Origin of the sequence: Klebsiella sp. GB_Kp056, from assembly GCF_040064755.1 — a bacterium.
Lineage (GTDB): Bacteria > Pseudomonadota > Gammaproteobacteria > Enterobacterales > Enterobacteriaceae > Klebsiella > Klebsiella quasipneumoniae.
In genome coordinates this window covers 289,095-315,388 of the sequence record NZ_JBEAJA010000053.1, presented here as the reverse complement: position 1 = coordinate 315,388, position 26,294 = coordinate 289,095, and the positions used below count along the sequence as shown (strand labels likewise).

Annotated in this window: 23 protein-coding genes and 1 pseudogene; 8 read left to right on the top strand and 16 right to left on the bottom strand. The window is 60.7% G+C overall.

Features of this window, described 5'->3' with window-relative positions; genetic code table 11:
* Both ABLV52_RS15205 and ABLV52_RS15200 read left to right on the top strand, forming a co-directional pair.
* On the top strand, window positions 1-2,691 hold the full coding sequence (locus tag ABLV52_RS15205) for a response regulator (protein ID WP_348890559.1): 2,691 nt from the start codon (window positions 1-3) through the stop codon (window positions 2,689-2,691).
* Complete coding sequence (locus ABLV52_RS15200) at window positions 2,681-4,879, top strand: glycoside hydrolase family 2 TIM barrel-domain containing protein (RefSeq protein WP_348890558.1); 2,199 nt, start codon at window positions 2,681-2,683, stop codon at window positions 4,877-4,879. Before ABLV52_RS15205 ends, ABLV52_RS15200 begins: the two co-directional genes overlap by 11 nt.
* A gap of 24 nt (window positions 4,880-4,903) precedes the next feature.
* Here ABLV52_RS15200 and ABLV52_RS15195 read toward each other — a convergent pair whose 3' ends face one another.
* The 3 genes from ABLV52_RS15195 to ABLV52_RS15185 all read right to left on the bottom strand — a co-directional run bounded on the left by ABLV52_RS15195 (window position 4,904) and on the right by ABLV52_RS15185 (window position 8,262).
* Window positions 4,904-5,773, bottom strand: a complete 870-nt coding sequence (locus ABLV52_RS15195; RefSeq protein WP_023289371.1) for an aldo/keto reductase — start codon at window positions 5,771-5,773, stop codon at window positions 4,904-4,906.
* Window positions 5,774-5,850: 77 nt separating this feature from the next.
* On the bottom strand, window positions 5,851-7,053 hold the full coding sequence (locus ABLV52_RS15190; protein ID WP_348890557.1) for an MFS transporter: 1,203 nt from the start codon (window positions 7,051-7,053) through the stop codon (window positions 5,851-5,853).
* 72 nt (window positions 7,054-7,125) lie between these two features.
* The gene (locus ABLV52_RS15185) at window positions 7,126-8,262 is read right to left on the bottom strand and encodes an alpha/beta hydrolase (protein ID WP_348890556.1); all 1,137 of its coding nucleotides are present in this window, start codon (window positions 8,260-8,262) and stop codon (window positions 7,126-7,128) included.
* Between the two features lie 171 nt (window positions 8,263-8,433).
* Here ABLV52_RS15185 and ABLV52_RS15180 point away from each other — a divergent pair, with 171 nt between their 5' ends.
* Both ABLV52_RS15180 and ABLV52_RS15175 read left to right on the top strand, forming a co-directional pair.
* The gene (locus tag ABLV52_RS15180) at window positions 8,434-9,318 is read left to right on the top strand and encodes a LysR family transcriptional regulator (RefSeq protein ID WP_023289368.1); all 885 of its coding nucleotides are present in this window, start codon (window positions 8,434-8,436) and stop codon (window positions 9,316-9,318) included.
* Between the two features lie 322 nt (window positions 9,319-9,640).
* Window positions 9,641-10,027 carry a VOC family protein gene (locus tag ABLV52_RS15175; RefSeq protein WP_348890555.1) on the top strand — a complete coding sequence of 129 codons (387 nt, stop codon included), beginning with the start codon at window positions 9,641-9,643 and terminating at the stop codon, window positions 10,025-10,027.
* A 167-nt stretch (window positions 10,028-10,194) separates the two neighbouring features.
* Here the strand turns inward: ABLV52_RS15175 and ABLV52_RS15170 are convergent, their stop codons facing one another.
* Both ABLV52_RS15170 and ABLV52_RS15165 read right to left on the bottom strand, forming a co-directional pair.
* Window positions 10,195-11,811, bottom strand: a complete 1,617-nt coding sequence (locus tag ABLV52_RS15170; protein WP_048335009.1) for a peptide ABC transporter substrate-binding protein — start codon at window positions 11,809-11,811, stop codon at window positions 10,195-10,197.
* A 21-nt stretch (window positions 11,812-11,832) separates the two neighbouring features.
* Window positions 11,833-11,925 (bottom strand): annotated as a pseudogene (locus ABLV52_RS15165) (hypothetical protein); the annotation flags it as partial.
* 72 nt (window positions 11,926-11,997) lie between these two features.
* Between ABLV52_RS15165 and mpaA the strand changes: the two are divergent.
* Entirely contained in the window at window positions 11,998-12,705 is a 708-nt protein-coding gene (mpaA, locus tag ABLV52_RS15160; RefSeq protein ID WP_032452569.1) for a murein tripeptide amidase MpaA, read from the top strand.
* On the opposite strand, the gene ycjG is transcribed toward mpaA, so the two are convergent.
* Complete coding sequence (gene ycjG, locus ABLV52_RS15155) at window positions 12,702-13,667, bottom strand: L-Ala-D/L-Glu epimerase (RefSeq protein ID WP_348890554.1); 966 nt, start codon at window positions 13,665-13,667, stop codon at window positions 12,702-12,704. The genes mpaA and ycjG overlap by 4 nt on opposite strands.
* Before the next feature lie 102 nt (window positions 13,668-13,769).
* Between ycjG and tpx the strand changes: the two genes are divergently transcribed.
* Window positions 13,770-14,276: a thiol peroxidase gene (gene tpx / locus ABLV52_RS15150; protein ID WP_008805229.1), complete on the top strand. Its 507-nt coding sequence runs from the start codon at window positions 13,770-13,772 to the stop codon at window positions 14,274-14,276.
* A gap of 70 nt (window positions 14,277-14,346) precedes the next feature.
* Here the strand turns inward: tpx and ABLV52_RS15145 are convergent, their stop codons facing one another.
* The 3 genes from ABLV52_RS15145 to ABLV52_RS15135 form a co-directional block, all read right to left on the bottom strand.
* Window positions 14,347-15,399: an AbrB family transcriptional regulator gene (locus tag ABLV52_RS15145; protein WP_023289363.1), complete on the bottom strand. Its 1,053-nt coding sequence runs from the start codon at window positions 15,397-15,399 to the stop codon at window positions 14,347-14,349.
* A gap of 101 nt (window positions 15,400-15,500) precedes the next feature.
* Window positions 15,501-17,042, bottom strand: coding sequence for a transcriptional regulator TyrR (gene tyrR, locus ABLV52_RS15140; protein WP_023289362.1), 1,542 nt, complete (start codon window positions 17,040-17,042; stop codon window positions 15,501-15,503).
* A gap of 172 nt (window positions 17,043-17,214) precedes the next feature.
* On the bottom strand, window positions 17,215-18,528 hold the full coding sequence (locus tag ABLV52_RS15135; RefSeq protein ID WP_017900788.1) for a 6-phospho-beta-glucosidase: 1,314 nt from the start codon (window positions 18,526-18,528) through the stop codon (window positions 17,215-17,217).
* 143 nt (window positions 18,529-18,671) lie between these two features.
* Here ABLV52_RS15135 and ABLV52_RS15130 point away from each other — a divergent pair, with 143 nt between their 5' ends.
* Entirely contained in the window at window positions 18,672-19,541 is an 870-nt protein-coding gene (locus ABLV52_RS15130) for a LysR substrate-binding domain-containing protein (protein ID WP_223825673.1), read from the top strand.
* Window positions 19,542-19,640: 99 nt separating this feature from the next.
* Here ABLV52_RS15130 and ABLV52_RS15125 read toward each other — a convergent pair whose 3' ends face one another.
* The 6 genes from ABLV52_RS15125 to pspA form a co-directional block, all read right to left on the bottom strand.
* Window positions 19,641-20,702 (bottom strand): YcjF family protein, encoded by a 1,062-nt coding sequence (locus ABLV52_RS15125; protein WP_348890553.1) that lies wholly within the window; start codon window positions 20,700-20,702, stop codon window positions 19,641-19,643.
* On the bottom strand, window positions 20,699-22,096 hold the full coding sequence (locus ABLV52_RS15120; protein WP_032452561.1) for a YcjX family protein: 1,398 nt from the start codon (window positions 22,094-22,096) through the stop codon (window positions 20,699-20,701). The genes ABLV52_RS15125 and ABLV52_RS15120 overlap by 4 nt, the downstream gene beginning before the upstream one ends.
* 102 nt (window positions 22,097-22,198) lie before the next feature.
* Window positions 22,199-22,417, bottom strand: coding sequence for a phage shock protein PspD (pspD, locus tag ABLV52_RS15115; RefSeq protein WP_002901915.1), 219 nt, complete (start codon window positions 22,415-22,417; stop codon window positions 22,199-22,201).
* Between the two features lie 28 nt (window positions 22,418-22,445).
* The gene (gene pspC / locus ABLV52_RS15110) at window positions 22,446-22,805 is read right to left on the bottom strand and encodes an envelope stress response membrane protein PspC (protein ID WP_004203911.1); all 360 of its coding nucleotides are present in this window, start codon (window positions 22,803-22,805) and stop codon (window positions 22,446-22,448) included.
* Window positions 22,805-23,029, bottom strand: coding sequence for an envelope stress response membrane protein PspB (gene pspB / locus ABLV52_RS15105; RefSeq protein ID WP_023289357.1), 225 nt, complete (start codon window positions 23,027-23,029; stop codon window positions 22,805-22,807). Before pspB ends, pspC begins: the two co-directional genes overlap by 1 nt.
* Window positions 23,030-23,084: 55 nt before the next feature.
* Window positions 23,085-23,753 carry a phage shock protein PspA gene (pspA, locus tag ABLV52_RS15100; RefSeq protein ID WP_004203910.1) on the bottom strand — a complete coding sequence of 223 codons (669 nt, stop codon included), beginning with the start codon at window positions 23,751-23,753 and terminating at the stop codon, window positions 23,085-23,087.
* Window positions 23,754-23,905: 152 nt separating this feature from the next.
* Between pspA and pspF the strand changes: the two genes are divergently transcribed.
* A complete protein-coding gene (gene pspF, locus ABLV52_RS15095; RefSeq protein WP_348890552.1) occupies window positions 23,906-24,895 on the top strand; it encodes a phage shock protein operon transcriptional activator in 990 nt (329 codons plus the stop codon).
* On the opposite strand, the gene ABLV52_RS15090 is transcribed toward pspF, so the two are convergent.
* Complete coding sequence (locus ABLV52_RS15090) at window positions 24,886-26,277, bottom strand: MFS transporter (RefSeq protein WP_023289355.1); 1,392 nt, start codon at window positions 26,275-26,277, stop codon at window positions 24,886-24,888. The two genes, pspF and ABLV52_RS15090, sit on opposite strands and share 10 nt — an antisense overlap.
* Window positions 26,278-26,294 lie beyond the last annotated feature (17 nt).

The window sequence follows — 26,294 nt, the reverse complement described above, 5'->3', positions numbered from 1 at the left end:
ATGCATGCCGCTAACCGTACCGACCTCAACCTCCTGCCCTCGGCGGTGATGATCTACGATGAACGTGAACGACTGCAGGCCTGGAATGATAAGGTGGCGCTGTTTTATCCAACGATCGCGCCCTGGCTCGCCGTCGGCGCCTCTCTTGAGAGCCTGGCGGAGAAGTTTATCGATGCCGGATATAACATCGACCCAGGCCGGCAACAGACGCTGCGCGAGGCGATAATCCGCAACTGCCGCCAGACGAACCACTGCGAGGTCCGTCAGTCGGGCAACCGCCGGATTTACGTTCAGCATCAGCGGCTGGCGGATGGCGGGATTGTCAGCCTGCATACCGACATCACCGAGCTTGACGAGGCCCGACGCTCGCGTCACCAGCTTCACGACGACTTTTTATTCACCGCGGAGTCGATCCAGATCGGCATCTGGGACTGGCAGGTCTCCGGCGACAGCCTGCAGGTCAATGACACCCTGCTGGCGATGGTCGGCCAGTCACGGGCGCAGTGGCGCTTTCCACTGCGTTTTATGCTCAATCTGGTCCACGAGGACGATCGCGCCACCCTGCAGCAGGCGATGATCGCCTCGCAAAACGAGCATATGCCAGTTTTTGAATGTGAACTTCGCGTCCAGCACCCCACGCAGGGCTGGCGCTGGATGCTGCTCTCGGGGCAGATCGTCACCCTCAATATGCAGCAGCAGGCAGAGCGGGTGATCGGCACCTTGCAGGATATTACCCGGCGCAAAGCCGCAGAGCTGCTGGCCATTGAGGCGGCGAAGGAAGCCCGCGAGGCGAACGAAGCGAAAAGCGCCTTCCTCGCCAATATGAGCCACGAAATCCGCACCCCGATGAACGGCATTCTCGGCATGACGCAGCTCTGCCTCGACACGCCGCTGACCGCGGAGCAGCGGGAGTACCTTTCGCTGGTGATGAGCTCAGCCCAGTCGCTGCTGCACATTATTAACGACATTCTTGATTTCTCACGCATTGAGTCGGGCAAGATGCAGGTGGACGAAGAGCCGCTGGAGATCCGCCCCTTTGTTCAGTCGCTGATCCGCCCGCATATGCCTGCCGCCAGCGAAAAGGGCATTGAGCTGCTGGTGGATATCTCCCCAGCGGTGCCCGAGGTGCTGATCGTCGATGGCCCCCGGCTGCGGCAAATCTTGACCAACCTGTTGGGTAATGCGCTGAAGTTCACGCATCAGGGGGAGGTTCTGCTGGCGATAGCGCCGGCCGGCGACGAAAACCGCTGGCGCTTTCGCATTCGCGATACCGGCATCGGCATCGCCGCGGAGAAGCAAAAGGCGATCTTCGAGGCTTTCAGCCAGGCCGATAGCTCCACCACCCGCCGCTACGGCGGCACCGGTCTGGGGTTAACCATTTCGGCCCGCCTGGTCAGCCTGATGGGCGGCGAGCTGACGGTGGAGAGCCAGCCCGGGGCGGGCAGCGAATTTGCCTTCACCCTGCCGCTGGCAGCGCTGCACGCCGCCGCCGACAGCGCCCCGCTGGGCCACTTTAACCACCAGCGGGTGCTGGTGGTTGACGACAACAGCACCAACCTGCGCCTGCTCGACGCCATGCTTCGCCAGATGGGGCTGATGCCAAGCTGCGTGGACAACGCCGGCGAGGCGCTACGCCGAGCCGCCGAAGGGCCGCCCTGGCCGCTGATCCTGCTGGACGCGCAGATGCCGGATATGGACGGCGTATCCCTGGCGCTGGAGCTTTCCGCCCTGCCCGAGGCCCGGCAAAGCCAGATTATTATGCTCAGCTCCATGAGCCGCCATTTTGACGCCAATATGCTCAAGCGCATCGGCATTGCTCACTATCTGCATAAACCGGTGGCGCAGCGCGAACTGCATCAGGTTATCGCCGGCATTCTGGTTCCCACGCCGGTGGTGGCGACAGCGCCAGCCCCCGTTGCGGAACCGGTCAGGGAGCAGGCCGGGCTGCATATCCTGCTGGCCGAGGACAATCTGGTTAATCAGAAGGTCGCCAGACGGCTGCTGGAACAGCTTGGCCACCGCTGCGAGGTGGTGAACAACGGCCGGGAGGCGCTGGCGCGCTGGCGCGCCGACTGCTGGGATCTCCTGCTGATCGATCTGCAAATGCCGGAGATGGACGGTGAAACCGCCATCCGCCTGCTGCGCGAAGAGACGCAGGCGCTCGGCCGGGAGCACCAGCCCGCGATGGCTATGACCGCCCACGCGATGCAGGGCGATAGAGAGCGCTGTCTGGCGATGGGCTTTGACGGCTATATCGCCAAACCGGTGAGCCAGGAGGCGCTACGGGAGGCCATCGCCCGCGTCGGCGCGGCGGAAGATAGCGGTCCGGAGGAAGAGGAAGGCCTGCCGGACGAGGCCCGCCTGCTGAAACAGTGCGCCGGCGATCCTGAGCTGGTCGAGGAGCTGCTGGGGCTCTTCGCTGCTGGGCTTGACGCTGCCGCCGCCGCCCTTACCCACGCCATTAACGCTAATGACCGGGAGACGTGGCGTCGCGCCGCCCACAAACTGCGCGGCGAGGCGGCCACCCTTGGCTTTCAGCACCTTTCCAGGGTGCTCCAGCAACTGGAGAGCCAGGCAGCCTCGCCCGACCAGAGCGTGCCGGGCGACCTGCAAGACACGCTGGCCGAGGCGATCGCGGGTTGCCACCTGTGGCTGCGCCGCAGAATGCAGGAGGCTCCCCGTGATCGCTAGACGTCTTCTGCTGCTGGTGGTTTGCCTGCCGCTGGCGCACGCCGGCTCAGCGCCGGTGACCTGGTCACTGGCCGGACAATGGCGGGTGCATGACGCCAACGACAGCGCCTTCGACGGCGCGCAGGCTTCGGATGGCGACTGGCGCACGCTGCGGGTACCGGCAAACTGGTACAGCGCCGGATACGATCATCAGGGCGCCCTGTGGTATCGCCATCAGTTTACCCTGCATGGCCTGACGCCGGACGCCATGGCCACCCTGGTGTTTGACGGCGTCGATTACTTTGCCGAGGTGGCGCTCAACGGCAAGACGCTGGCCCGGCACGAAGGGTATTTTCAGCGCTTCCCGGTGGACATCAGCGGGGTCGTTCGCCGCCATAATCAGCTCGCCGTGCGGGTCGACAGCCCCTATGAAGACCCGCAAACGATCTGGCCGCTGCACAAAACGCTGATGAAAGGGATCCTGAACCAGCACGATACCCGCCCGGGCGGCGCCTGGTCGGTTCAGGGGCAGGATGCCAATTCCGGGGGGATCTGGGCGCCGGTGAAGCTCCATCTGAGCCGCGGCGTCACCCTCGACGAGGTGATCCTGCGCCCGGACTGGCGACAGGGGCTGGAGCACCCCATTCTGCGTGCCGAAATCCGCTATCGCGCCGTGACCCCCGGCCCCGTCACGCTGCGCCTGACGGCCACCCCGGACAATTTTTCCGGCCCGCGTTTTGAACAGGCCTTCGCGGTCACCCTGGAGAACACCGCAGGCGTCCTGCGCGTCTCGCTGCCCATGCCCTCAGCAAAGCTCTGGTGGCCCGTGGGTGCTGGCAAACCTAACCTCTACCGGGTGCGCGCCACCCTCGCGGATAACCGGGGGATCATGGATACCGCCGTCACCCGCACCGGATTACGTAAGGTGGAAGCGCTGGCGGACAATCAGGGCTGGCGCATCAATGACAAACGGCTGTTCATCAAGGGCAGCAACTATATTGGCTCGCCGTGGCTGAGCACCATGACGCGGAAAAAATATCGCCGGGATTTCAGGCTAGTCACGGCCATGAACGCCAACGCCATCCGCGTTCATGGTCACGTGGCGGGCCGCGCGCTGTATGAGGTGGCCGATGAGATGGGGCTGATGATCTGGCAGGATGTTCCGCTGCAGTGGGGTTATGATGACAGCGTCGCCTTTGCCGATAACGCGGTGCGCCAGACCCGGGCGATGATGGACCAGTTCGGCAATTCGCCGGCGATTATTGTCTGGGGCGGTCACAACGAGCCGCCGTGGAACTCGCCGTGGATGGAGAAACGCTTCCCCGACTGGCGTAAAACCTTAAACCAGACCCTGACGCAGCGGGTGGGCGATGCGCTGGCGGAAGATACCTCCCGCATCGTGCATCGCTTTTCCGCTGTTGAAGAGCACTACTGGGCGGGCTGGTATTTCGGCACCCTGCGCGACCTGCTCTCCCCGGCGAAAACCGGGATTATTTCCGAGTTTGGCGCCCAGGCGCTGCCCCGCCTCTCCACCCTGAAGACCATTATCCCGGCCCGTCTGCTGTGGCCGAAAACCACCGCCGCCGACGACCCCGGCTGGGTGCGATGGAAGTACCATAATTTTCAGCCTTTCCAGACCTTTAAATTTGCCGGTATTCCACGAGGCAACACTATTCAGGAGATGATTGAAAACACCCAGGCGTATCAGGCCAGGCTGGTGGCGCTGGCAGCGGAGAGCTATCGCCGCCAACGTTATCAGCCGGTGACCGCCCTGTTCCACTTTATGTTTGTCGAGACATGGCCCTCCATCAACTGGGGGGTGGTGGATTATCTGCGCCAGCCGAAGGCGGGTTACTATGCCCTGCAGCGCGCCTATCAGCCGATCCTGCCATCCATCGAGCCGGTGACCGCCAGCTGGCGTCAGGGCAGCCCGGCGACGGTGCGCCTGTGGGCGATTAACGATACCTGGACGACCTGCGAGGATTGTCGCCTGACCTGGCAGGTCAGGCAAAATGGCCAGATGCTCGCTCAGGGGGAAACTACCCGGACCCTGCCACCGGACGCCGGCCAGATGATCAGGGAGCTGACCGTCACCCCTGCCGGCCCGCAGCCCGTGACGGTCGACTACCGCATCGACAACCGTCGCGGCACACGCGTGGGCGCTAACCAGCATACCGAACCCGTCGCCGCGGCGCAGGCAGCTAAATGAAGCAGGCTTCACGCTGAGCCACGATCAGTCGTGGATTTTCACCCCCAGACAGCCGCGAACGAATTCAGGGTTAAAGTGTTTCACTGCTTCGCCAACGTAACCTAAATCCAGATCGCTAATTTGCGCCATTTCGCGCGCGGTGAGCGAGAAATCCCAGATGGCAAAGTTCTCTTCAATACGCTCCTGGCGGGTGGATTTAGGAATGACCGTGACGCCACGCTGCACGTTCCAGCGCAGGACCACCTGAGCAACGGTTTTTTGGTGGGCATCGGCAATCTCCTGCAGCATGGCCTCTTCATACGGATTATGTCTGCCACCGCCTAACGGCGCCCAGGCTTCCGGCTGAACGTGATAGTGCTTCATGGTTTCCAGCGCCGCGGGCTGGGCGAAATAAGGATGTAGTTCGACCTGATTCACCATCGGCCTGATTCTGACGGTTTCGCAGAAGTTAGCTAACACATGGGCATAGAAATTGGACACACCGATCGCTTTCAGGGTACCGGCTTCATAAGCCTCCTCCAGCGCGCGCCAGGCGCTGAAATAATCGCCCATCGCCTGATGCAACAGATATAGATCGAAGTATTCCAGCCCGGATTTTTTTAAGGACGCGGCAATCCCGGCTTTCGCCATTCCGGCGTTGGCCATGTCCTGAACCCACAGTTTGGAGGTAATAAATAGCGCCTCGCGGGTACACAGACCTTCGGCGATGGCTTCGCGAACGGCCTCCCCCACCGCATCTTCATTATCGTAGACGGCGGCGGTATCGATGAGGCGGTAGCCGGTGCGAATGGCGTTCAGCACCGACCGCTTACACTCTGCTTTATCGGTCACCTTAAAAACGCCAAAACCCAGCATCGGCATTTTACGGTTGTTACTTAATACGCAATATTCCATGGTCAGCCCTCATCTTGTTAAACCATCATGGTAGGCCATAAACGTCGCCGTGATTACCCTGTCATTTGTGATTTGACTTATACATCCAGCTCATTAATCGGCGTGCGCTGAGATGAGCTGATTTTGGCAGAGAGCAGAAAAGTCGCCCCTGCCGCCGCCAGCAGTAACAGACCGCTCAGTGCAAAATTGCTGCGCCATCCCAGACTATCAAACACCAGGCCGCCTGCCGTTGACCCGAGGGCAATCGATAGCTGGATCACGGCGACCATCAGACCACCGCCCGCCTCCGCATCCTCGGGCAGCGTCCGCGCAATCCACATCCACCAGCCGGTGGGCGCGGCCGTCACCAGCAGGCCCCACAGGCTTAACAGTACGGCGACTGATCCCGGGTGGCGTCCGGCCAGCAGAAGCGTTCCGGCAATCGCGGCCATGGCCAAAGGGATAGCCACCAGCGTCGGATAAAACCGGGCGTTCAGAGCGCTCGAAATAAGCAGCGTGCCGACAAAACCGGCGGTACCCATCGCCAGCAATATCAGGGACAGACCAGAGGAACTGACTCGGGTCACGGTCTCCAGAAACGGTCGCACATAGGTAAATAAGGTAAACTGCCCCATAAAAAACAGCCCACAGGCCAGCAATCCAAGGAATACCGTCGAGCGGCGGAACAAACCCAGCACGGTTCCCTGCGGCTGTGGTGCGCGCTGGCTTTTCATCGACGGCAGGCTAACGCATTGCCAGACGAAGGCCACCATCGCCAGCGGGACGAGACATAAAAAGGCGCCGCGCCAGCCGACGGTGGCCCCCAGGTAGCTGCCCAGCGGCGCTGCCACAACGGTGGCCAGCGCGTTACCGCCGTTAAAGATGGCCAATGCGCGGGGGACCTGACGTTGCGGCACCAGGCGAATGGCCGTTGCGGCCGACATAGACCAGAAGCCGCCGATGACGATCCCAATGAGCGCCCTGCCCAGCATATAAACTGGATAGCTGGACGCCAGGGCAATCATCATTCCCGAGACCGCCATCAGCGCCGTGAGCGCTAACAGAAGGTATTTTCGATCCCGTGCTCCCGCAAGGCGAGAAATGGTCAGGCTGGTCAGCACCGCCAGCGCGCCTGAAATGGCAATGCCCTGACCGGCTAATCCCTCGGTGACGCCTAAATCGCCAGCGATGGGCGTTAACAGGCTGACCGGCATAAATTCTGAGGCAATGAGTACAAATACGCAGAGCGTCATCGCCAGGACGCCGCTCCAGTGTGCCCGGGTGTTACTTAATGCAGACATTGTTTATCTCCGACAATACAAAGCCGCCCGCAGGCGCGTGGCGGCGTTGGGGATGTCTCCGGCACCGGAGATCTATTTCAGGTTGGTTTTAAAGAACTGCTCGAACTGATTAAAGGGAATTTTGCCTGCGGCGTTGTCATAAAGATCGACATGGTTTGCGCCAGGGACAATCACCAGTTCTTTCTCGTTGCTGCCAATAGCCTTATAGGCATCTTCGGCAAAATAGCGAGAATGGGCTTTTTCGCCAGTCACGATAAGCGTCGGAATAGTCACTTCGCCGGCATAATTCAGCAGCGGCATATTCATAAACGACAGCGGCATCGTCGCATTCCATGCCCCGGTTGAATTAACCGAACGCGGATGGAAACCACGCGGCATACGGTAATAATCGAAGAACTCTTTCAGGACCGGGTTGGGATTGGCGGGCAAGGTTTCCGGCAAAATACGCTCGGCAGCGCTGGCGTTGCCTTTATCATCAACATAAATGTCATGCCCGCCGGGGGCGAAAGTGCCGTTTGCCGCATCCTTCCAGCGCTGCGCGTTCAGGTACTGCAGTACCGCTCGGCGGTCGGCGGTCGTGTAGCGGTCTTTGCCATCGCCGACTCCATGCCCCATCGCGCGGCTCATGTCATACATGACGCTGGTCGCCACCGCTTTGACGCGCGTATCCATCGCCGCGTCGTTTAAGGCCATACCGCCCCATCCGCAAATGCCGAGCAAACCGATACGGTGGCGATCCACCTCTTTTTGCAGGCCCAGAAAGTCCACCGCGGCACTGAAATCCTCGGTATTGATGTCCGGCGAGGCCACATGACGTGGGTAGCCACCGCTTTCACCCGTATAGGATGGGTCAAACGCCAGGGTGACAAACCCCTGCTCGGCCAACGTCTGGGCATACAGGCCGCTGGATTGCTCTTTTACCGCGCCGAAAGGACCGCTAACGGCAATGGCGGCCAGTTTGCGGTCGCCGCGATCCTTCGGCAGGTAGAGGTCTCCTGCTAAAGTAATCCCGTAGCGGTTGTGGAAGGTCACCTTACGATGATCCACTTTCGCGCTCTCAGGGAATGTTTTGTCCCATTTTTCAATCAAAGAGACAGGCGTATTCGGGTTAGTCGTATCAGCATAACTCATCGTTGTGACTCCACTTAATGAGGCGCAAAGCAGCATGGCGGGTATCGCGGCTGTCAGTTTTTTGGTGAAAACCGTCATCAAAGCCCCCTAAATAAACGCGATCAATGCAAATCTCCAGTAGACAACGCTGCTGCGCTTTGTTGTCGTGGGCTTAGTGTAGCCAGCAGTAATAGTGCTGATTAGTGGGTGAAAAATGCTAAGATTAATACCATATTGTTCTAAATGGCATGCGGATCACGAGGCGGGAGAATGGCGAAACGGGAAAACTATAATGACCTTTATCTGTTTATGCAGGTGGTGCGGGAAGGCAGTTTTACCGCCGCAGCGCAACGACTCGGCCTGGCGCAGTCCGGGATCAGCCGTGCGGTTCGTGAACTTGAAGAGCGCCTGGGCGTTCAGCTTCTGGTGCGCACCACCCGCCGTTTGTCGCTCACTCAGGCGGGTGAGCAGCTCTATCACAATGTCGAATCCGGTTTCGACGCCTTAGATATGGGACTCGCCACGCTGGCCCACTATCGTCAAACGCCCTCCGGTACGGTACGCATCAATGCCAGCCAGCATGCCATTGATAAAGTCCTGCTGCCGAAGCTGGCAGTATTTAAACAACGCTATCCCGATATCAGACTGGAACTGATCAGCGAAAGCCGGTTTGTCGATATTATTGCGGAGCGATTCGATGCGGGCGTACGTCTGGGCCCGGAAGTCGGAAGCGGCATGATTGCGGTACGCATTTCTCCCGATATGGAGATGGCGGTGGTGGGTACACCGGAACATTTTCGACGCTACGGCTTTCCACAAACGCCCGCCGATTTAGTCGTCCACCCCTGCATCGCTTATCAGTTTGGCGACGGCAGCCTTTACGCCTGGGAACTTAACGTGGATGGCAAAAAAATCACTCATCCGCCGCAGGGACAGTGGGCTTTCGCCGATAGCTATATGGAAGCCAAAGCGGCCAGGCTCGGTCTGGGGCTGGCCTATGTCCCGGAAGAACTGATTACCGACGATCTAGCGCAGGGCACGCTTATCCGGGTGCTCCAGCGTTATAGCCAGCGTCTGGAAGGTTCATTTCTCTATTACCCGCACCGCAATGTGTCGCCCGCGCTGAGAGCGGTTATTGATACATTGCGAATGTAGCAGAGGTTGCCTGCGGGCAGCAGGTATCGGTTGGCGGAGGGGGCTGAGCTCAGAGCTTTCGCTTAATTCCGAACTATGCAAATTGTCATGCAAGGCGGAAATGATCTTATATCAGTATCAATTTTGCGACTCGCCTATTTGATTATAAAGTTATAATACAGCACCGCTTCGTAACAAGTTAAACAACGCATATTTCCCTGCTGCGCAAACCCTTTTTCTTCGCCTACCCACGCCTGTTCTTAAATACCTCTAAAACGCTTAAGCATTGCATTCCACCTCAGGACTGCCAGGCTATCGCTACGTCAATGGCAAAGGAGGCGTAATGAAAGTCCTCAATATTCTGATCCGTCGATGCGTGCTGCTGAGCTGTTATGAAGAAACCGTTTCGTTCTATGAAAACCTCATCGCGCAGAAGGCGAGGTTGCGCTTCGACTATCCCGAATACGACCTCAAACTGGCGCAGGTGGGTTCTGTGCTGTTAATCGGCGGAACCGATAAGAGCCTGGCGCCTTTTCGCGCTACCGAGACCACTTTCCTGGTCAACGACATTTCCGCCTGGGAGAAATATCTGCCTTCCACCGGAGCAACAATTATCAACCCGGTGAAGATCGTGCCAACCGGCTGGAACATGCTGGTTCAGCATCCGGATGGTATGATTGCCGAATACGTTGAGCATCATGACAAAAACCCAGCGGATGAGATCTTCTGATGCTTCGCTTTCAGAGGGTTAGACCTGGTTTCAGTCGGCCATACTACCAGAAAAGTGATGCTTTCTACTGTGGCAGGAGAAGGTGAGCAGGAGAAACTGGCGCCGTAATCCGCGCCAGCTCCGGCTTCAGCAATGGCAACCTGCCCTGAGCAGGAGGCCAGTACGCATCAGTGTTTAACGATATACATGGTACGGCTATAGGCCACATCTTCCGGGTTGGTGATCGGGTAGCCTTTCAGCCACGGCTTAATCAGCCGACCGTTGGTGTACTGATAGATCGGCGCAATCGGCGCTTTGACCATAATGATCTTCTCCGCCGCGTTGTAATCGTCGTTACGCGCTTTGGCTGAATTTTCCACCGCCGCCTGGGCAAGGATTTTGTCGTATGCCGGATCGTTAAAGCGGGAGATATTTCCGCTGTGGGTGGAGGTCAGCAGCGACAGGAAGGTGGACGGCTCGTTGTAATCCCCTACCCACGAGGCGCGGATCACATCGAAATTGCCGGTGTTGCGGCTGTCGATATAGGTTTTCCACTCCTGATTCTGCAGCTTCACTTCCACGCCGAGGTTCTTCTTCCACATCGACGCCACAGCGATGGCAATCTTCTGGTGGTTCTCAGAGGTGTTATACAGCAGCGTCAGCTTCAGCGGGCGATTCGGGCCATAGCCGGCGGCAGCCAACAGGGCTTTCGCCTGAGCGTTAAGCTCGGCCTGACTCATGCTCTCAAACTGCGACGGCTGCGGCGTGAAGCCCGCCGTTACGTCCGGGGTAAAGCGCCAGGCCGGTTTTTCCCCGGTCCCCAGCACCTTCTCCGCCATCACCCGGCGATCGATGGTCATACTCAGCGCCAGTCGCACCCGCTCGTCCGCCGTCGGCCCTTTTTGGGTATTAAAGGCGTAATAGTAGGTGCCCAGCTGCGGCGGGGTATACACCTGCCCCGGAATATCCTTCAGCAGCTTCTGATACATATTTTTCGGGAAAGATTCGGTGATATCGATATCGCCGGCCAGATAGCGTTTGGTGGCGGCGGACTCCTGGTTGATCGGCACAAAGGTGACCTGCTGGATCACCGTTTTGGCGTTATCCCAGTAGTGGGTGTTGGGCACCACTACCAGCTTTTCATTCACGACGCGATCTTTCAGAACATAGGCGCCATTGCCCACCAGGCTGCCGGGCCGCGTCCAGTTTGCCCCGCTGTCGACGTTCGCCTTTTGTACCGGGTAGAAGGCAAAGCTGGCGGTCAGGTTGCTGAACCACGGCAGCGGCTTATCCAGCTGCACCCGCAGGGTGTGGGCGTCGACGGCGGTGACCCCCAGGGTCTCCGGCGCGGCTTTGCCGTCAATGATGTTCTGCGCGTTGGCGATCCCCGCCAGCGCGGCAAACCAGGCGAACGGCGAGGTGGTTTTCGGGTCCACCAGACGCCGCCAGCTATAGACGAAGTCCTCAGCGGTGACCGGCGTGCCGTCGGACCAGCGGGCATTATCGCGCAGGGTAAAGGTCCAGACGCGGTTATCGTTGCTCTGCCAGCGGGTCGCCACGCCCGGGATCAGGTTGCCTTTCGCATCCTGATTGACTAAACCTTCAAACAGATCGCGGATCACCTGGATTTCCGGCAGGCCCACCGCTTTAGCGGGATCTAACGAGGCGGGTTCATCTTTGATATGGCGCACTAACAGCTGGTTTTTCGCCAGTACCGTGCCCGGCGGTACGTCCGCCGCCCAGGCCAGAGAAGATACGCTGGCTAACCACAGCGCGCCGCATGTCAAAGCGACAGGATACTTCATAAGATCCCCTTTAAAATGAGAAAAAACACCGCCAACAGAGCGATAATTATTTGTTTCATCACCTGAAATTGCAAACAACATATGATAGAAAATTGATGTGCCGTCGGATTTCACGCCTCAGGGAATGGGTTTGATTCCAACACGCTTTTCGCCAACACTACATAATAACGACACACAGGAAGCCCTATGTCTATTTCACGTCCTCGCCCGCAGCGCGGCGACTTTCCGCCGGGGACCCGGCAGTACGGCAGCTCGGAACTGGGCGCGCCGCTGCTGTGGTTTCCTGCGCCGATGGCCGACAGCCGCAGCGGCCTGATTATTGCCGGCACCCACGGCGATGAGAATTCGTCGATTGTGACCCTCTCCTGCGCCCTGCGCACCCTGAAGCCGGAGCTGCGCCGCCATCACGTGGTGCTGACGGTCAATCCTGACGGCTGTCAGCTCGGGCTGCGCGCCAACGCCCGCGGCGTTGACCTCAACCGTAACTTTCCGGCCGCTAACTGGAGACAAGGGGAAACGGTGTACCGCTGGAACAGCGCGGCGACGGAACGAGACGTGGTGTTATTGACCGGCGAACAGCCGGGCTCGGAGCGAGAGACCCAGGCCCTATGTCAGTTGATCCATCAGATCCATCCGGCGTGGGTGGTCTCCTTTCACGATCCGCTGGCCTGCATCGAAGACCCGGGACACAGCCCGCTGGGACACTGGCTGGCCGACGCCTTCTCACTGCCGCTGGTCGGCAGCGTGGGCTACGACACCCCAGGTTCCTTTGGCAGCTGGTGCGCTGATATCGGACTCCCCTGCATCACCGCTGAGTTCCCGCCGGTCTCCGCCGACGAGGCAACCGAGCGTTACCTGCCGGCGATGACCGACCTGCTGCGCTGGCAGGCTTAAAGATGAAGCACGCCGGTGCTGAACCGCAGCGCCGGCTCGACGTCCACCGCCAGCCATGTCGGGCCGTCGAGGTCGGCGAAGCGCGCCAGCGGCGCCAGGGGTAGCGCGGCGGCGATCCCGCGCGAGGTGCAGAGCATACAGCCCAGCATCCGTCCAAAGCCCTGTCGTTCTGCCTCCTCGGCGAGGGCCAGCGCTTCGGTCAGGCCGCCCGTTTTGTCCAGTTTGATATTGACCATCTCATAGCGTCCGCGCAGCCTGGGCAGGCTCTCCCGGGTATGGCAGCTCTCGTCGGCGCAAATTGGCAGCGGATGGACGAAATTTTCCAGCGCCGCATCGGCGTCGGCAGGGAGCGGCTGCTCAAGCATCGCCACGCCGAGGTCCGCCAGCAGCTGGCAGCGCGCCGCCAGCCCCTCGCTGTGCCAGGATTCATTGGCGTCGACAATCAGCGTAGCCTCCGGCGCCGCCTGACGGATAGCGACTAACCGCTCGCTGATCAGCCGGTCGTCAAGCTTCACCTTCAACAGCTGAGCGCCCTTCTGCCACAGCGCCGCGGCGCTGGCCGCCATCTGATCCGCCGTGCCAATGACCACCGTCTGGGCGGTGATCACCCGGTTTGGCAACGTCACCTCCAGCAGCTGGGGCAAGGTTTTGCCTTCGCGCCGCGCCTGCAGATCCCACAGGGCGCAGTCAATGGCATTGCGCGCGGCGCCTGCCGGTAGCAGCCGCTGCAGCTGTTCGCGGGTAAGTCCCGCCTCCAGCTGCTCGCCGATCGCCATCACCTGGGCCATGACCGAAGCGATGCTCTCGCCATAGCGGGGATACGGGGTGCATTCCCCCACCCCTTTCACACCGTCCTCTTCCAGTTCCACCACCACCACTTTTGCCTCGCTGCGGCTGCCGCGGGCGATCACAAAGGGGGTGTGGAGCGGCCAGGCTTCCTCATACACTCGCACGTTGCGCATTCCCTTGTCCTCTCTGGTAAATGTTAAATAGGGTTTGCCGTGTAGCTGGCGGATGTCATACACTACTCGCGACGTTAACTATATGTAAACAGGAAGATAACCATGTCACAAACCGTGCATTTCCAGGGCAACCCCGTTTCTGTTCAGGGCACCATTCCGCAGGCAGGCGCTAAAGCGCAGCCGTTTACGCTGGTCGCCAAAGATCTCTCTGACGTCGCGCTGAGCCAGTACGCCGGCAAACGTAAAGTACTGAATATTTTCCCGAGCATTGATACCGGCGTGTGCGCCGCATCAGTGCGTAAATTCAACCAGCTGGCCGCTGAACTGGACAACACCGTGGTGCTGTGCATTTCCGCTGACCTGCCGTTCGCCCAGTCCCGCTTCTGCGGCGCGGAAGGCCTGAGCAACGTGGTGACCCTTTCCACGCTGCGCGGCGCCTCGTTCCTCGCTGACTACGGCGTCGCCATCGCCGCCGGTCCGCTGGCAGGCCTGGCCGCTCGCGCGGTGGTCGTTATCGATGAAAACGATCAGGTTGTCTACAGCCAGCTGGTGAACGAAATCACCGAAGAGCCGGACTACGACGCCGCGCTGGCCGCCCTGAAAGCCTGATAACAGACTGCCCGGGGGCATCGCGCCTGCGGACATGCTATGTACTCAGCCCTCGCTCTGCGGGGGCTTTTTATTGCCGCGGCGCATAGCGGGAAATAGCCCGCGCCATCGCCGGGCCGGTCAGCAGGATGGTAAACAGCCGCAGCGTCTGAAGCGCCATAATAAACGACATATCCGCCCGGGTGCCGGCGGCGATAATCGCCACCGTGTCGAGTCCGCCAGGGCTGGTGGCCAGATAGGCGGTCATGAAATCCATCTGCAGAATGTGGGTCAGGCCGAGGGCCATCAGGGCGCACATCAGGATCAGCCCAAGAATGGAGGCGATAATCTGCGGCAGCGTCTTCAGGGCCAACAGAAACACCGCCTTGTTAAACTGCAGTCCCACCGTCCAGCCCAGCACCGCGTAGGCCATCGCCAGCAGCCACTCCGGTAGCTCCAGCATCACCCAGCCGCCCCCCTGGGCCAGCGCGCCGAGCAGCATCGGCAGCAGCATGGCGCCGGAAGGAATGCGCAGCCGCACGCCCAGCCAGCAGCCCGCCGCTGTCAGCAGCAGCGTTAAAGGGAAATGAAGGGTCAACGGTGGAAACCAGACGATAGCCTGGCTCATTGTTTGCGCCTCGTTGCCCAGGGCATAGCGCACCACCAGCGCCGCCGCGCCGACGACAAACAGCACTCGCAGATACTGCATCAGCGCCACCAGGCGTACATCAGCCCCGTACTCCTGAGCCATCACCACCATTGCCGACGCCCCGCCGGGAGAGCTTCCCCAGGCGCCGGTGGCGCCCGGCAGCGCGCTGTAGCGGACCAGCAGCCAGCCGGTGAGGCCGCTGATCGCCAGGGTCGTTAACAGGATCGCCAGCACCAGCGCCCAGTTGTTGAACAGCACGCCAAAAACGGAGGGGTTAATGGCGCGGGCGATCATACAGCCGACGATAGCCTGCGCCGCCAGATAACAGGCGCGGGGGATCCTCAGCTTCACCCCGCGGAGGCTCAGAATGAGACCGGCAATCAGCGGCCCCAGCAGCAGCGCTGCCGGCAGATGAATGCGTAACAGCAGCGAGGAAAAGAGAATTGAGAGCAGCAGCAATGTCAGCCATTGCCCGATCGCGCGACGCGACGCCAATATGCACCACCCCGGAAAAAGGATTAAAAAACCAGTATATACAGGTTTAGCCCGCTTTGCAGGCCGGGATACCGGCGACGAGCGTCGCCGGCGTTCAGCGATTATTCGTCGCCCTTTTTCTGACTCAAACCATATTCGCGCAGCTTATTGGCGATGGCGGTATGCGACACCCCCAGCCGCTTCGCCAGCTTACGGGTGCTGGGGTAGCTGCGATAGAGCTGAGTCAATACCGAGCGCTCAAAGCGGCGGGTAATATCGTCCAGCGATCCTTCCATGGCCTCCTCGCCCACCGGCAGCGAGGCGACGTCGTGGTCCGGCAGCAAAATATCCTGCGGACGCAGCTCGAATCCTTCCAGCTGGGTTAGCGCGCGATAAACGGCATTCTTCAGCTGGCGGACGTTGCCGGGCCAGCTGTAGCGGGTAAGCACCGTACTGAGATCGGCGGAGAGCTTCGGTCGGGGGATCCCCTGCTCATCGGCAAAGCGCGCCACGAACAGCTCGGTCAGCGGCATAATGTCCTGCGGGCAGTCGCGCAGCGGCGGCAGATACAGCGTCAGGACATTGAGGCGATAGTAAAGATCTTCCCGGAACAGCCCTTTCTGCACCAGCTCGACCAGGTTTTTCTGCGTCGCGCAGATCACCCGCACATCGACGTGCACCTCATGATCCTCGCCGACGCGGCGGAAGGTACCGTCGTTGAGGAAGCGCAGCAGCTTGGTCTGCATTCGCGGCGACATCTCGCCAATTTCATCCAGCAGCACCGAGCCGCCGTTAGCTTGCTCGAAGAAGCCTTTTTTGCCCTGCAGCGCGTCACCGAACAGCTCGCTCTCAACGGCGTCCTCAGGAATGGAGCCGCAGTTGAGCGCCAGATAGGGTTTGCCCGCCCGCGGACTGGCCAGATGGCAGGCGTGCGCCAGCAGATCTTTACCCGTGCCGGTGTCGCCGACAATCAGCAGCGGCGCGCTGAGCATCGCCAGCTTACGCGCTTGCTCCACCACGTGGCGCATTTTCGGCCCCACCGCGAGGATCTGGCTGAAGGCGCTGGTGTCCTGGCTGGTCATGGTCTGCAGCTGGCGTCCCATGCGCACGGTTGAGCGCAGCATCGCCACGGCGCCGGTTAGCACTCGCTCGTTATGCTCCCCTTCCAGATAAACCGGGGTCACTTCCAGCAGGTAGTTCTGCCCATTCACCACCACATGCTCCGCCAGCGTCTCCTGCGGGCTGCTTTCCAGCCAGCGCTGGACGTTAAAATCGTCGATCAGTTGCGCCACCGGATGGTTGCGCAGCTTCGCCTGGCTTTGGCCAAACAGCAGGCAGCTGGCGGGGTTGGCCAGTTCGACCCTGCCTTTGGTATCCAGCGACAGCACCGGCTCCGGCATCGCCACCAGCAGCGCGCTCAGCGCCAGATGTTCACGCTCGGATGGCATCCACGGCACGGTGCGCACGTCTGTCACGCCGGCGATACGGCGGATCTCCGCCATCAGGCTGCTGAAGGTGGCGAACTCCAGTTCGGCAAAATTGAGGTAGATACGGCCAATAGGGTCAATATCGATACCACGCAGATCAATGCCGCGCAGCACCAGCAAATCGAGCAATTCACGAGTCAGACCGAGGCGGTCTTCACAAAAGACTTCAAGACGCATGGGAGTGTTCACCCTAAAAGTGCCAATGACCGGAGAATAATAGGCCAGGAATGGACTTTCGGGAAGCTAACTGTCAACAATTATTGACAGCATGGCGGAAAAATGGGCGTTGCGCCGTAAAGTCAGGCGGTCAGTGGTCAATTAACCGGCCGTCCGGCCGGTTAATTGGGGGTTAAGCATGGAAGGCAGGCAGCCACTGGCGGTTATGGGCGATCACGTCATCCAACGCTTGTTCGAGCTTCTCCCCGCTGACAATCAGCGGATTCAGCACCAGCGCGCGCCACGCCGTATGGCGGTTGCCGGTGATGGCGGCCTCGATGGTCAGCTGTTCGAAAGATTTCATCAGCTGCAGCAAACGCAGGGTATCGTCAGGGAACGGCGCCACGTTGAGGGGCAGCGGACCGGAAGCGGTGATCAGCGAGCTGACCTCCACCGCACAGTCATCCGGCAGGCCATTGATGGCGCCGTTGTTGCGCGTGTTGACGTGCATGATAATGCGCTTGTCGTTGTAGATGGCATTCATCAGCTCGCAGGCCGCCTCGGAATAGTACTGACCGCCACGGCCCTCCAGCGCCTTCGGTTTAACCGCGAGGTGCGGGTCGCTGTACTGTTCAAACAAGGTTTTTTCCAGTTGCTTAACCACTTCGCCACGGGTCCCTTCGCCGCCCGCCTCCGCCAGCTCCTGACGCAGCAGATCGTCCTTCATGTAGTAATAACGCAGATAGGCGCAGGGGATCATGCCTAAGCCCTGCAGGAGATGCGACGGCCAACGGAACGGCGGAATGTTGCGCGGCACCAGCGGATCCCGACCGGCATTGATCTCGGCGATGACCTCCGGCAGCCACTCTTTTCCTTTGTGCAGGATCTGGCGCACGAAGATAAAGTGGTTCAGGCCGGCGACCTGCATCACTACCTCCTTTTCGTCAGCGCATTGCAGCAGGGTGGTCACCCCTTTTTGCATAATCACCGGCACATTACACAGGCCGACGGCTTTGATGCGACTGTGGCGCAGGATCGCTTCGGTCACCATCCCCGACGGGTTGGTAAAGTTCAGCAGCCAGGCGTCAGGGCAGAGTCGTTCCATATCGGCAGCAATCGCCAGGGCGATGGGAATGGTACGGCAGGCATTGGCGAAGCCCCCAAGGCCGTTGGTCTCCTGGCCGATCAGGCCATACTTGAGGGAAATACGTTCATCGCTGATGCGGGCGTCAAGGCAGCCGGCGCGAAACTGCGAGCAGACGAAATCGGCATCGCGCAGGGCGCTCTCCCGATCCAGGGTAGCCACCACCTCGATGGTCAGCCCGGCTTTGGCGATCATTCGCCGCGCCAGTCCGGCGATGATCTCGACTTTCTCTCTGCCCTCTTCAATGTCCACCAACCATAGCGAAGCGACCGGCATCTCGTGATAGCGGTTAAGCAAACCTTCAATCAGTTCCGGGGTGTAGCTGGAGCCGCCGCCAATCACCACAATTTTGAGTCCTGACATGGTATACCTCGGTTTAGTTACGATATAACTATTTAAAACCGGCCAAACTGGCGTAACAAACGAATTAAATCGGCCTATGCATGAAGCAAATTAATGCATAAGGGAGACAACCTGTGCTTGAACAACAAAGCATCCTTGCGCTGCTGCAGACCTTTGAGGTGACCGCCCGCCATTTGAGTTTTACCCTCGCCGCGCATGAAATGAACCTGACCCAGGGGGCGGTCAGCCATCGGATCCGCAAGCTGGAGATGCATATCGGATTTCGCCTGTTTATTCGCATGACGCGTAAACTGGCGCTGACGGAGGAAGGCAAACGCCTGCTGACGACGTTGAGCCATTCGCTGCGGGCGATTAACGATGAAATTGAGGATATTCGCGAACAGGATCTGCGCGGCACGCTGCATATTGGTATTGCGCCGACCCTGGCCCATCTTTGGCTGATGCCGCGCCTGCCCCGCTTCCAGGCCCAGTGGCCGGGACTAAATCTACAGTTTCGCGTCCGCGCCGGTGTGATGGATTTTAACGAGGAGCGGGTGGACCTCGCGATTTATTACGGCGCCACGCGCTATCCCGATCTTTATCAACAACGGTTGATGGCGGAAAGTTTGCTGCCGGTCTGCTCTCCGGAGTATCGCCGGCAGTATCGCCCGCTGAGCGGCGGCGACGCGGCGGCGATCGTCTGGATCCATGCCTGCGAATCCACCGACGTGCAGGATCAGTTTGCCGAATGGCGCCTGTGGTGCCAGCAAAGCGGACAGGCGTTACCCTTTGACGGCCGGTATTACGCGGTGAACAACCACTCGTTGGCCATTGAGATGGCGTTGAATGGACTCGGGGTCGTGATGGGACGTAAAACGCTGATCCAGCCGCTGCTCGCCACCGGGAGACTGGTAGCCTTGTCCGAAGACGAGGCGGAATCTCCCTTTGGCTATGATCTGATTTGTCCGCAGGAGAACCGCTCGCGCCCGCGCTTTCGCGCCTTCAGCGAGTGGCTGGCGGCGGAATGCGTATGACCGGACATTGCCCACGGCGCGGCAGGTGCGCAAGCCTGGACTCGACCTCGCAGGCCGGGCAAGGCCAAACCGCCGCCCGGCAATGTCTCTGAGCGGAGGTTACTTCTCCGGACTGGTTTTGCTTTTCTGCAGGGTCTCTTTCAGCTGCCCAATCAGCTCGCGACGAAAATCGCCGAGCCGCGGTTTATCATCGGCGATCCACGGCAGCGGGCGGCACAGCTCCATCGCCTTGATACCAAGGCGGGCGGTAAGCAGACCGGCGCCGATGCCCTGCGCGGCGCGCGCCGACAGCCGGGCCGCCAGATCCTGCGACATCCAGTCCATGCCCACCTCGCGCACCAGTTCGCTGGCGCCGGCGAAAGCGATATTCAGCAGCACCAGGCGAAACAGACGCAGGCGGCTGTAATACCCCAGCTCAATGCCGTACAGGGTGGCAATTCGGTTGATCAGCCGCAGATTGCGCCATGCGATAAACGCCATATCCACCAGCGCCAGCGGACTGACGGCGATCATCAGCGTCGACTCCGCCGCCGAACGGCTGATTTCCCGCCGCGCCTGGGCATCGAGCACCGGCTGCACCAGCTGGGCATAGAGGCTGACCACTTCCCGGTCGCTTTGCGTTTCGTGGATGGCGGCATACCAGCGCTGCAGCGCCGGATGCGACTGATCCAGACCCGCCTGCTGCGCCAGCTTCTCACAAAAGGATTTCGCTTTGCCGACCGCGTGACTGTGCAGCATATCGCGGGCTTCATCGCGTTCGTGGGCGCGCTGGCGCAGTCGCCACAGGCGGCGCCACTCGGTGGCCACCGATCCGACGCCGGCGCCGACGATCAGCGCCCCGGCAGCGCAGCCGCCCAGCGCAATCCAGTCCTGCGTCTGCCAGGCGTTGGCGGTCCACTGTACCCCTTGCGCCACGACGCTGACGCCGAAGATCGCCAGGCCAGCGCTGACCATCCGCCGCCACAGACTGCGTTTCGGCCGCAGCACCGATTCCACCACCGCCTCTGCCGCCCCCTCTTCCTCTTCGCCGGTCACCAGAAGCGCCGGCGCGAAGCTGTCGGCTTCCCGTCGGTCAAAGGCGCGGGCGCTTTTCAGCGGCGGCGTTTTTTCCGCCTGCAGCGGGCCATCAAAATCAATCCGCGGTTTTAACGGTTCGCTCATCGCAGTTTATCTCCAATCAAAAATTCCAGCGCCGCGTCGAGGCGAATGTGCGGCAAGGGCCGATCGACATCCATGACCTGCGGACGAAAGTTTTCAAACTGAAATCCCTGCTGCTGCCAGAAGGCCTGCCCCGGCAGGCGCGCCGGCACCTCGCCGGGATAGATGGTCAACGGCTGGCCGTCGCTCAGCCGATTGCCGCGCAGGGCGGGGATTTTCTCGCCGTTCAGCTCAATCAGCCCGCTCTGGGTCGCCTGAATGGACGCCAGCCCCAGGCAATCCATACTGATCCCTTCGAAGGCGGCATTCTGCCACGCGTCCTGGATCAGCTGCTGCAGGAGCGACACCATATTGCTGTGCTGATCCACCGTGACGTGGTCGGCTTTGGTGGCGGCGAACAGCAGCTTGTCGATGACCGGCGAAAACAGCCGGCGGAACAAGGTGCGCTGCCCGTAATGGAAGCTTTGCATCAGCTGGGTCAGCGCCAGACGCATATCGTTAAACGCCTGCGGCCCGCTGTTCAGCGGCTGCAGGCAGTCCACCAGCACAATCTGCCGGTCGAAGCGCAGGAAGTGCTCTTTGTAGAACCCCTTCACCACCTTTTCGCAGTAGTACTTGTAGCGTTCGCGCAGCATGCCGGCGTTGCTGTGTTTATCGGCCTGCGCCAGCTTGGCTTCGCCGACGGCATCGACGTCAGGCCATGGGAAAAACTGTAGTGCCGGCGCGCCGGCCATTTCGCCGGGCAGGACAAAGCGTCCGGGCTGGATAAAGTGCAGCCCTTCACGCTTACAGGCGTGCAGATAATCCGTCCAGGCGGCGGCGATCTCGGCCAGCCGAGCCTCGTCGGCAGGGGCCAGCGGATCCAGCCCGGCGCACAACTGCCGCCAGCGGGTCGACCACTCCGCACGCTGTCCCTGCAGGAGTCCGGTCATCTGCCGCGACCAGCTCAGATAATCCTGCGCCAGCATCGGCAGATCGAGCAGCCACTCGCCCGGATAGTCGACGATCTCCAGATACAGCGTGGAGGTGTCTTTAAAATGGCGCAGCAGGGAGTCGTTGGAACGGTAGCGCAGCGCGAGACGGATCTCGCTAACGCCGCGCGTCGGGGTTGGCCACATGGGGGGCTGGCCGTACAGCTGGGCCAGCCCTTCATCGTAGGTGAATCGCGGAATGCCGAAGTCCCGCTGCGGTACGCGCTTGACGCCGAGCAGTCGCTCTTCGCGCGCAGCGCTCAGCAGCGGCAGGCGGGCGCCGGTGTGAATATTCAGCAGTTGGTTGACCAGCGCGGTGATAAACGCCGTTTTGCCGCTGCGGCTCAGGCCGGTCACCGCCAGCCGTAAATGCCGGTCAACCCCGCGGTTGACCAGCGCATTCAATTCAGTTTTCAGTCGCTTCATCGCCAGTCCGTTATGCCCTGAAGGTGTGTCTCGTCATCATAAGCTATCTGCCGGGGATAAGCAGGAGAACGTTAATCCTTTTGCGCCTTCCCCACGGCGGCGTTATTTCATCCCGCGCGTGACGCGGTTGGCCAGCCGGCTGAGCAGCGGCTCCAGCGCCACCGCCAGCAGCATTTTCAGCGGCCGTCGCGCGACCGATTTGACCGCCCAGCCGGCAACGCCCGCCGGGCCATAACGCAGCGCGGTCAGCAGCGCCAGCTTACCGACGATTTTCAGGCCGGGCTTAACCTGCTGCCCGGCGCGTTGCCATTTGCTATTCATGCGTTGCCTCACTCGTTAACAACAGGATTTACAGCTGACGAAAGCGGCTGCGCAGCGTGAAGGTGTCGGAGGTGACGTACCGTTCCATCTCACGCAGACGCTGTTCGCCGGAGGCCAGTTCGGCATCCACGGCGGCCAGCAGATCGCCATTGCTCGGCGCTTTGTGGCCGTAAAGTTCACTGTCCGGCATCGGGTCCAGGGCGAAGGTCAGAATGATGTAGGCCACCAGGACGAAGAAAAAGAGGCCAAAAATCATCGCCAGCACGGTAATCAGGCGCACCAGCTTCACCGGGACATCAAGATGCTGAGCAATACCCGCGCAGACGCCCTTGACCATCCCGCGCTGCGGGATACGCCACAGTTTTTTATTCAGATCCAGTCCAGCCATTATTTGTCTCTCCAGTTCGGATGTTCGGCATCCAGGATCGCTTCCAGCGCCTGAATGCGCTCGCGCATCCGCTTCGCGTCATCGGTCAACTGCAGCAGCCGTTGCTGCTCATTTTGCGTCAGCGTCCCGTTGGCGCCGCGATTGTTGTAGTGCAGCCACAGCCAGACCGGCAGAACAAACAGCACAAACAGCGTCAACGGAATGGCGAGAAAAAGCATGCTCATGTGTACTCCTTACAGGGGGTGAGCCGCGGCGCAACGCCGCGCCGCGCAATCGTACTTACTGGTTGGACTGATTCATTTTGGCTTTCAACGCCGCCAGCTGCTCGCTGATTTCATCGTCCGCTTTCAGTTCGGCAAACTGCTGATCCAGCGTCTGCTGCTTGCCGAAGCGGTGGCTCTCCGCTTCCGCTTCCATCTGATCGATGCGACGTTCAAAGGATTCAAAGCGCGCCATCGCCTCATCCAGTTTACCGCTGTCCAGCTGGCGACGCACATCGCGGGACGAACTCGCCGCCTGATGACGCAGCGCCAGCGCCTGCTGACGGGCGCGGGTTTCGCTGAGTTTGTTCTCCAGCTCGCCAATCTCTTTCTTCATGCGCGCCAGCGTTTCATCCACCAGTTGCACTTCGTGGTCCAGCTGAGCAATAAGGTCGGTCAGCTTCTGTTTTTCGATCAGCGCCGCCCGGGCCAGATCCTCTTTCTCTTTGCGCAGGGCCAGCTCGGCCTTTTCCTGCCATTCCGCCTGCTGGGCGACCGCCTGCTCAATACGACGGGTCAGCTGTTTCTTTTCCGCCAGCGCGCGGGCCGACGTGGAACGTACCTCAACCAGGGTGTCTTCCATCTCCTGGATCATCAGACGCACCAGCTTTTGCGGGTCCTCGGCTTTCTCCAGCAGGGAGTTGATGTTGGCGTTCACGATGTCGGCAAAACGAGAAAAAATACCCATAATTTCAGTCCTCATAGTTCTGGTTGCAGGCATTCACCTGTGGCTTAGCTAATACAAATGGCGTGCCAACTTTTTATCTTATTGATTTTAAACAGAGTGGTTGCGAAACAGGTAGGGCATTGCTACAGTCACCTGGTTAATCACACTACTTAATGGCGAAATTCATCATGGCGCAGTACAAGGATAATTTGCTGGGCGAGGCCAACAGCTTTCTCGAGGTGCTGGAACAGGTTTCCCGGCTGGCTCCGCTGGACAAACCGGTGCTGGTCATCGGCGAGCGCGGTACCGGGAAAGAGCTTATCGCCAACCGTCTGCACTACCTCTCCGCCCGCTGGCAGGGGCCGTTTATCTCGCTGAACTGCGCGGCGCTGAATGATAACCTGCTCGATTCGGAGCTGTTTGGCCACGAAGCCGGGGCCTTCACCGGCGCCAGCAAGCGCCATCCCGGACGCTTCGAGCGCGCCGACGGCGGGACGCTGTTTCTCGATGAGCTGGCGACGGCCCCGATGCTGGTGCAGGAGAAGCTGTTAAGAGTGATTGAATATGGCGAGCTGGAGCGCGTGGGCGGCAGCCAGCCGCTGCAGGTCAACGTCCGGCTGGTATGCGCCACCAACGCCGACCTGCCGCGGATGGTGGAGGAAGGCCATTTCCGCGCCGACCTGCTCGACCGTCTGGCCTTCGACGTGGTGCAGCTCCCGCCGCTGCGCGAACGGCAGAGCGACATCATGCTGCTCGCCAACCAGTTTGCCATTCAGATGTGCCGCGAGCTCGGTCTGCCGCTGTTTCCCGGCTTCAGCGAACGAGCCACCGCCACGCTGCTCGGCTACCGCTGGCCGGGAAATATTCGTGAACTGAAGAACGTCGTCGAGCGCTCGGTCTATCGCCACGGCGACAGCGAGCACGAGCTGGACGCCATTATCCTCAACCCTTTCCATCAGACCGCCGTCTCCGTGCCGGAGGCCGCGTCCGGGGACGAACTGCCCGCCCTGCCGCTGGATCTCCGCGATTTTCAGCTACAGCAGGAAAAACGCCTGCTGCAGCGGAGTCTGCAGCAGGCGAAGTATCATCAGAAGCAGGCGGCGGAGCTGTTGGGTTTAACCTATCATCAGCTCCGCGCGCTGCTGAAAAAGCATCAGCTATGAGAGGCGCGCGGCAGCAGCAGCGCGCTCACCGCCATCGCCCCCAGGCATAAGGCGGCGTTGAACCACAGGGCATACTGGGCGGCATGGGCCATACCGAGCGGCAAAAACAGCGCGAAAAGTGACGCCGTCACGGCAATCCCCATCGCCCCGCCCAGCGAGCTGCCCATCTTGTAGATCCCCGAGGCGACGCCAATTTTGTTCTCCGGCGCGTTGGCCACCGCCGTATCCGTTGACGGCGTGGCGTAGCAGCCCAGCCCAAGGCCGAACAGCACATTGCTGCCGAACACCACGCCGATATAAAGCGCCTTATCGAGAAAGGTGCAGGATATCAGGCCGATGGCGATGGCGGTCAGCACCGGGCCGGCCATCATCGGCAGCCGGGCGCCGTAGCGCTGCAGCAGCTTCTCGCCGACCCGGATCATCGCCAGGACGGTGACCAGATAGCCGAGGGTCATCATTCCACTCTCCAGCGGCGTCAGGTGGTGCCCCTGCTGCAGCCAGATGCTGGCGATCATCATGGTGCCAATCGCCCCGTTGAGCAGAAAGTTCGACAGCACCGCCGCGCCGTACGCCCGGTTGCGAAACAGCGCAAAATCGATCAGCGCCGCCTCGCCTTTGCGCAGCCCGCTGCGAATAAACACCGCGCCAGCGATCAGCGCCCCCGCCAGCATGCTCAACGACAGCGGACTGCTCCAGCCCCAGCCGTGGCCTTTGCTGATAAACAGATTCACCAGCACCAGCCCGGCGATAAGGCTCAGCAGGCCGCCAACGTCCAGCTTCTGCTGGCTGGCGCTGGCGCTGCGGCTCTCCGGCGTGCCGCGCAGTAACGCCAGCGCCGCCAGGGCAACGGCGATGGAAAAGACAAAGATCCAGCGCCAGCCCAGGCCGGTGGCGATAGCTCCGCCGACGAAGGAGCACAGGCCGCTGCCGCCCCACGAGCCGATGACCCAGAAGCTGACCGCCCGCTGACGCGCGCGCCCCTGGTACCAGGTTTTAATCAGCGCCAGCGTCGCCGGCATAATGCACGCCGCCGACAGCCCCTGCAGCACCCGGCCGGCGAGGAACAGCCCCGGCCCCTGGGCCAGTACCAGCATGGCGCTGCCGACGATGCTCAGCCCCAGCCCGAGGGTGGTCATTCGCATGCGGCCAAACTTGTCCGCCAGGCCGCCGCTGGCCACCACGAAACAGCCGCTGAACAGCGCGCTGAGGCTGACGGCCAGGGTTAAGGTCTCAAGAGAAATATCAAGACTGCTTTTCATCGCCGGCACGACGTTAATCACCGACTGGGCAAACAGCCAGAAGGTTAAAACGCTCAGCACAATCCCCACCAGCAGACGATCGCTGCCGACATAGGGGGTGTCGCTTACGGTGACAGTGCTCATTGCATGGCCCTCCCGTT

Bases quoted from the DNA above. Each gene is read 5' to 3' on its own strand.
- pspD (WP_002901915.1), bottom strand. From the start codon at position 22,417: ATGAATAGCAAATGGCAACGCGCCGGGCAGCAGGTTAAGCCCGGCCTG.
- tpx (WP_008805229.1), top strand. From the start codon at position 13,770: ATGTCACAAACCGTGCATTTCCAGGGCAACCCCGTTTCTGTTCAGGGC.
- ycjG (WP_348890554.1), bottom strand. From the start codon at position 13,667: ATGCGCAACGTGCGAGTGTATGAGGAAGCCTGGCCGCTCCACACCCCC.
- pspB (WP_023289357.1), bottom strand. From the start codon at position 23,029: ATGAGCATGCTTTTTCTCGCCATTCCGTTGACGCTGTTTGTGCTGTTT.
- ABLV52_RS15175 (WP_348890555.1), top strand. From the start codon at position 9,641: ATGAAAGTCCTCAATATTCTGATCCGTCGATGCGTGCTGCTGAGCTGT.
- ABLV52_RS15090 (WP_023289355.1), bottom strand. From the start codon at position 26,277: ATGAGCACTGTCACCGTAAGCGACACCCCCTATGTCGGCAGCGATCGT.
- mpaA (WP_032452569.1), top strand. From the start codon at position 11,998: ATGTCTATTTCACGTCCTCGCCCGCAGCGCGGCGACTTTCCGCCGGGG.
- ABLV52_RS15125 (WP_348890553.1), bottom strand. From the start codon at position 20,702: ATGAGCGAACCGTTAAAACCGCGGATTGATTTTGATGGCCCGCTGCAG.
- ABLV52_RS15205 (WP_348890559.1), top strand. From the start codon at position 1: ATGCATGCCGCTAACCGTACCGACCTCAACCTCCTGCCCTCGGCGGTG.
- ABLV52_RS15120 (WP_032452561.1), bottom strand. From the start codon at position 22,096: ATGAAGCGACTGAAAACTGAATTGAATGCGCTGGTCAACCGCGGGGTT.
- ABLV52_RS15195 (WP_023289371.1), bottom strand. From the start codon at position 5,773: ATGGAATATTGCGTATTAAGTAACAACCGTAAAATGCCGATGCTGGGT.
- tyrR (WP_023289362.1), bottom strand. From the start codon at position 17,042: ATGCGTCTTGAAGTCTTTTGTGAAGACCGCCTCGGTCTGACTCGTGAA.
- ABLV52_RS15170 (WP_048335009.1), bottom strand. From the start codon at position 11,811: ATGAAGTATCCTGTCGCTTTGACATGCGGCGCGCTGTGGTTAGCCAGC.
- ABLV52_RS15190 (WP_348890557.1), bottom strand. From the start codon at position 7,053: ATGTCTGCATTAAGTAACACCCGGGCACACTGGAGCGGCGTCCTGGCG.
- ABLV52_RS15135 (WP_017900788.1), bottom strand. From the start codon at position 18,528: ATGTCAGGACTCAAAATTGTGGTGATTGGCGGCGGCTCCAGCTACACC.
- ABLV52_RS15180 (WP_023289368.1), top strand. From the start codon at position 8,434: ATGGCGAAACGGGAAAACTATAATGACCTTTATCTGTTTATGCAGGTG.
- pspF (WP_348890552.1), top strand. From the start codon at position 23,906: ATGGCGAAATTCATCATGGCGCAGTACAAGGATAATTTGCTGGGCGAG.
- ABLV52_RS15185 (WP_348890556.1), bottom strand. From the start codon at position 8,262: ATGACGGTTTTCACCAAAAAACTGACAGCCGCGATACCCGCCATGCTG.
- pspA (WP_004203910.1), bottom strand. From the start codon at position 23,753: ATGGGTATTTTTTCTCGTTTTGCCGACATCGTGAACGCCAACATCAAC.
- pspC (WP_004203911.1), bottom strand. From the start codon at position 22,805: ATGGCTGGACTGGATCTGAATAAAAAACTGTGGCGTATCCCGCAGCGC.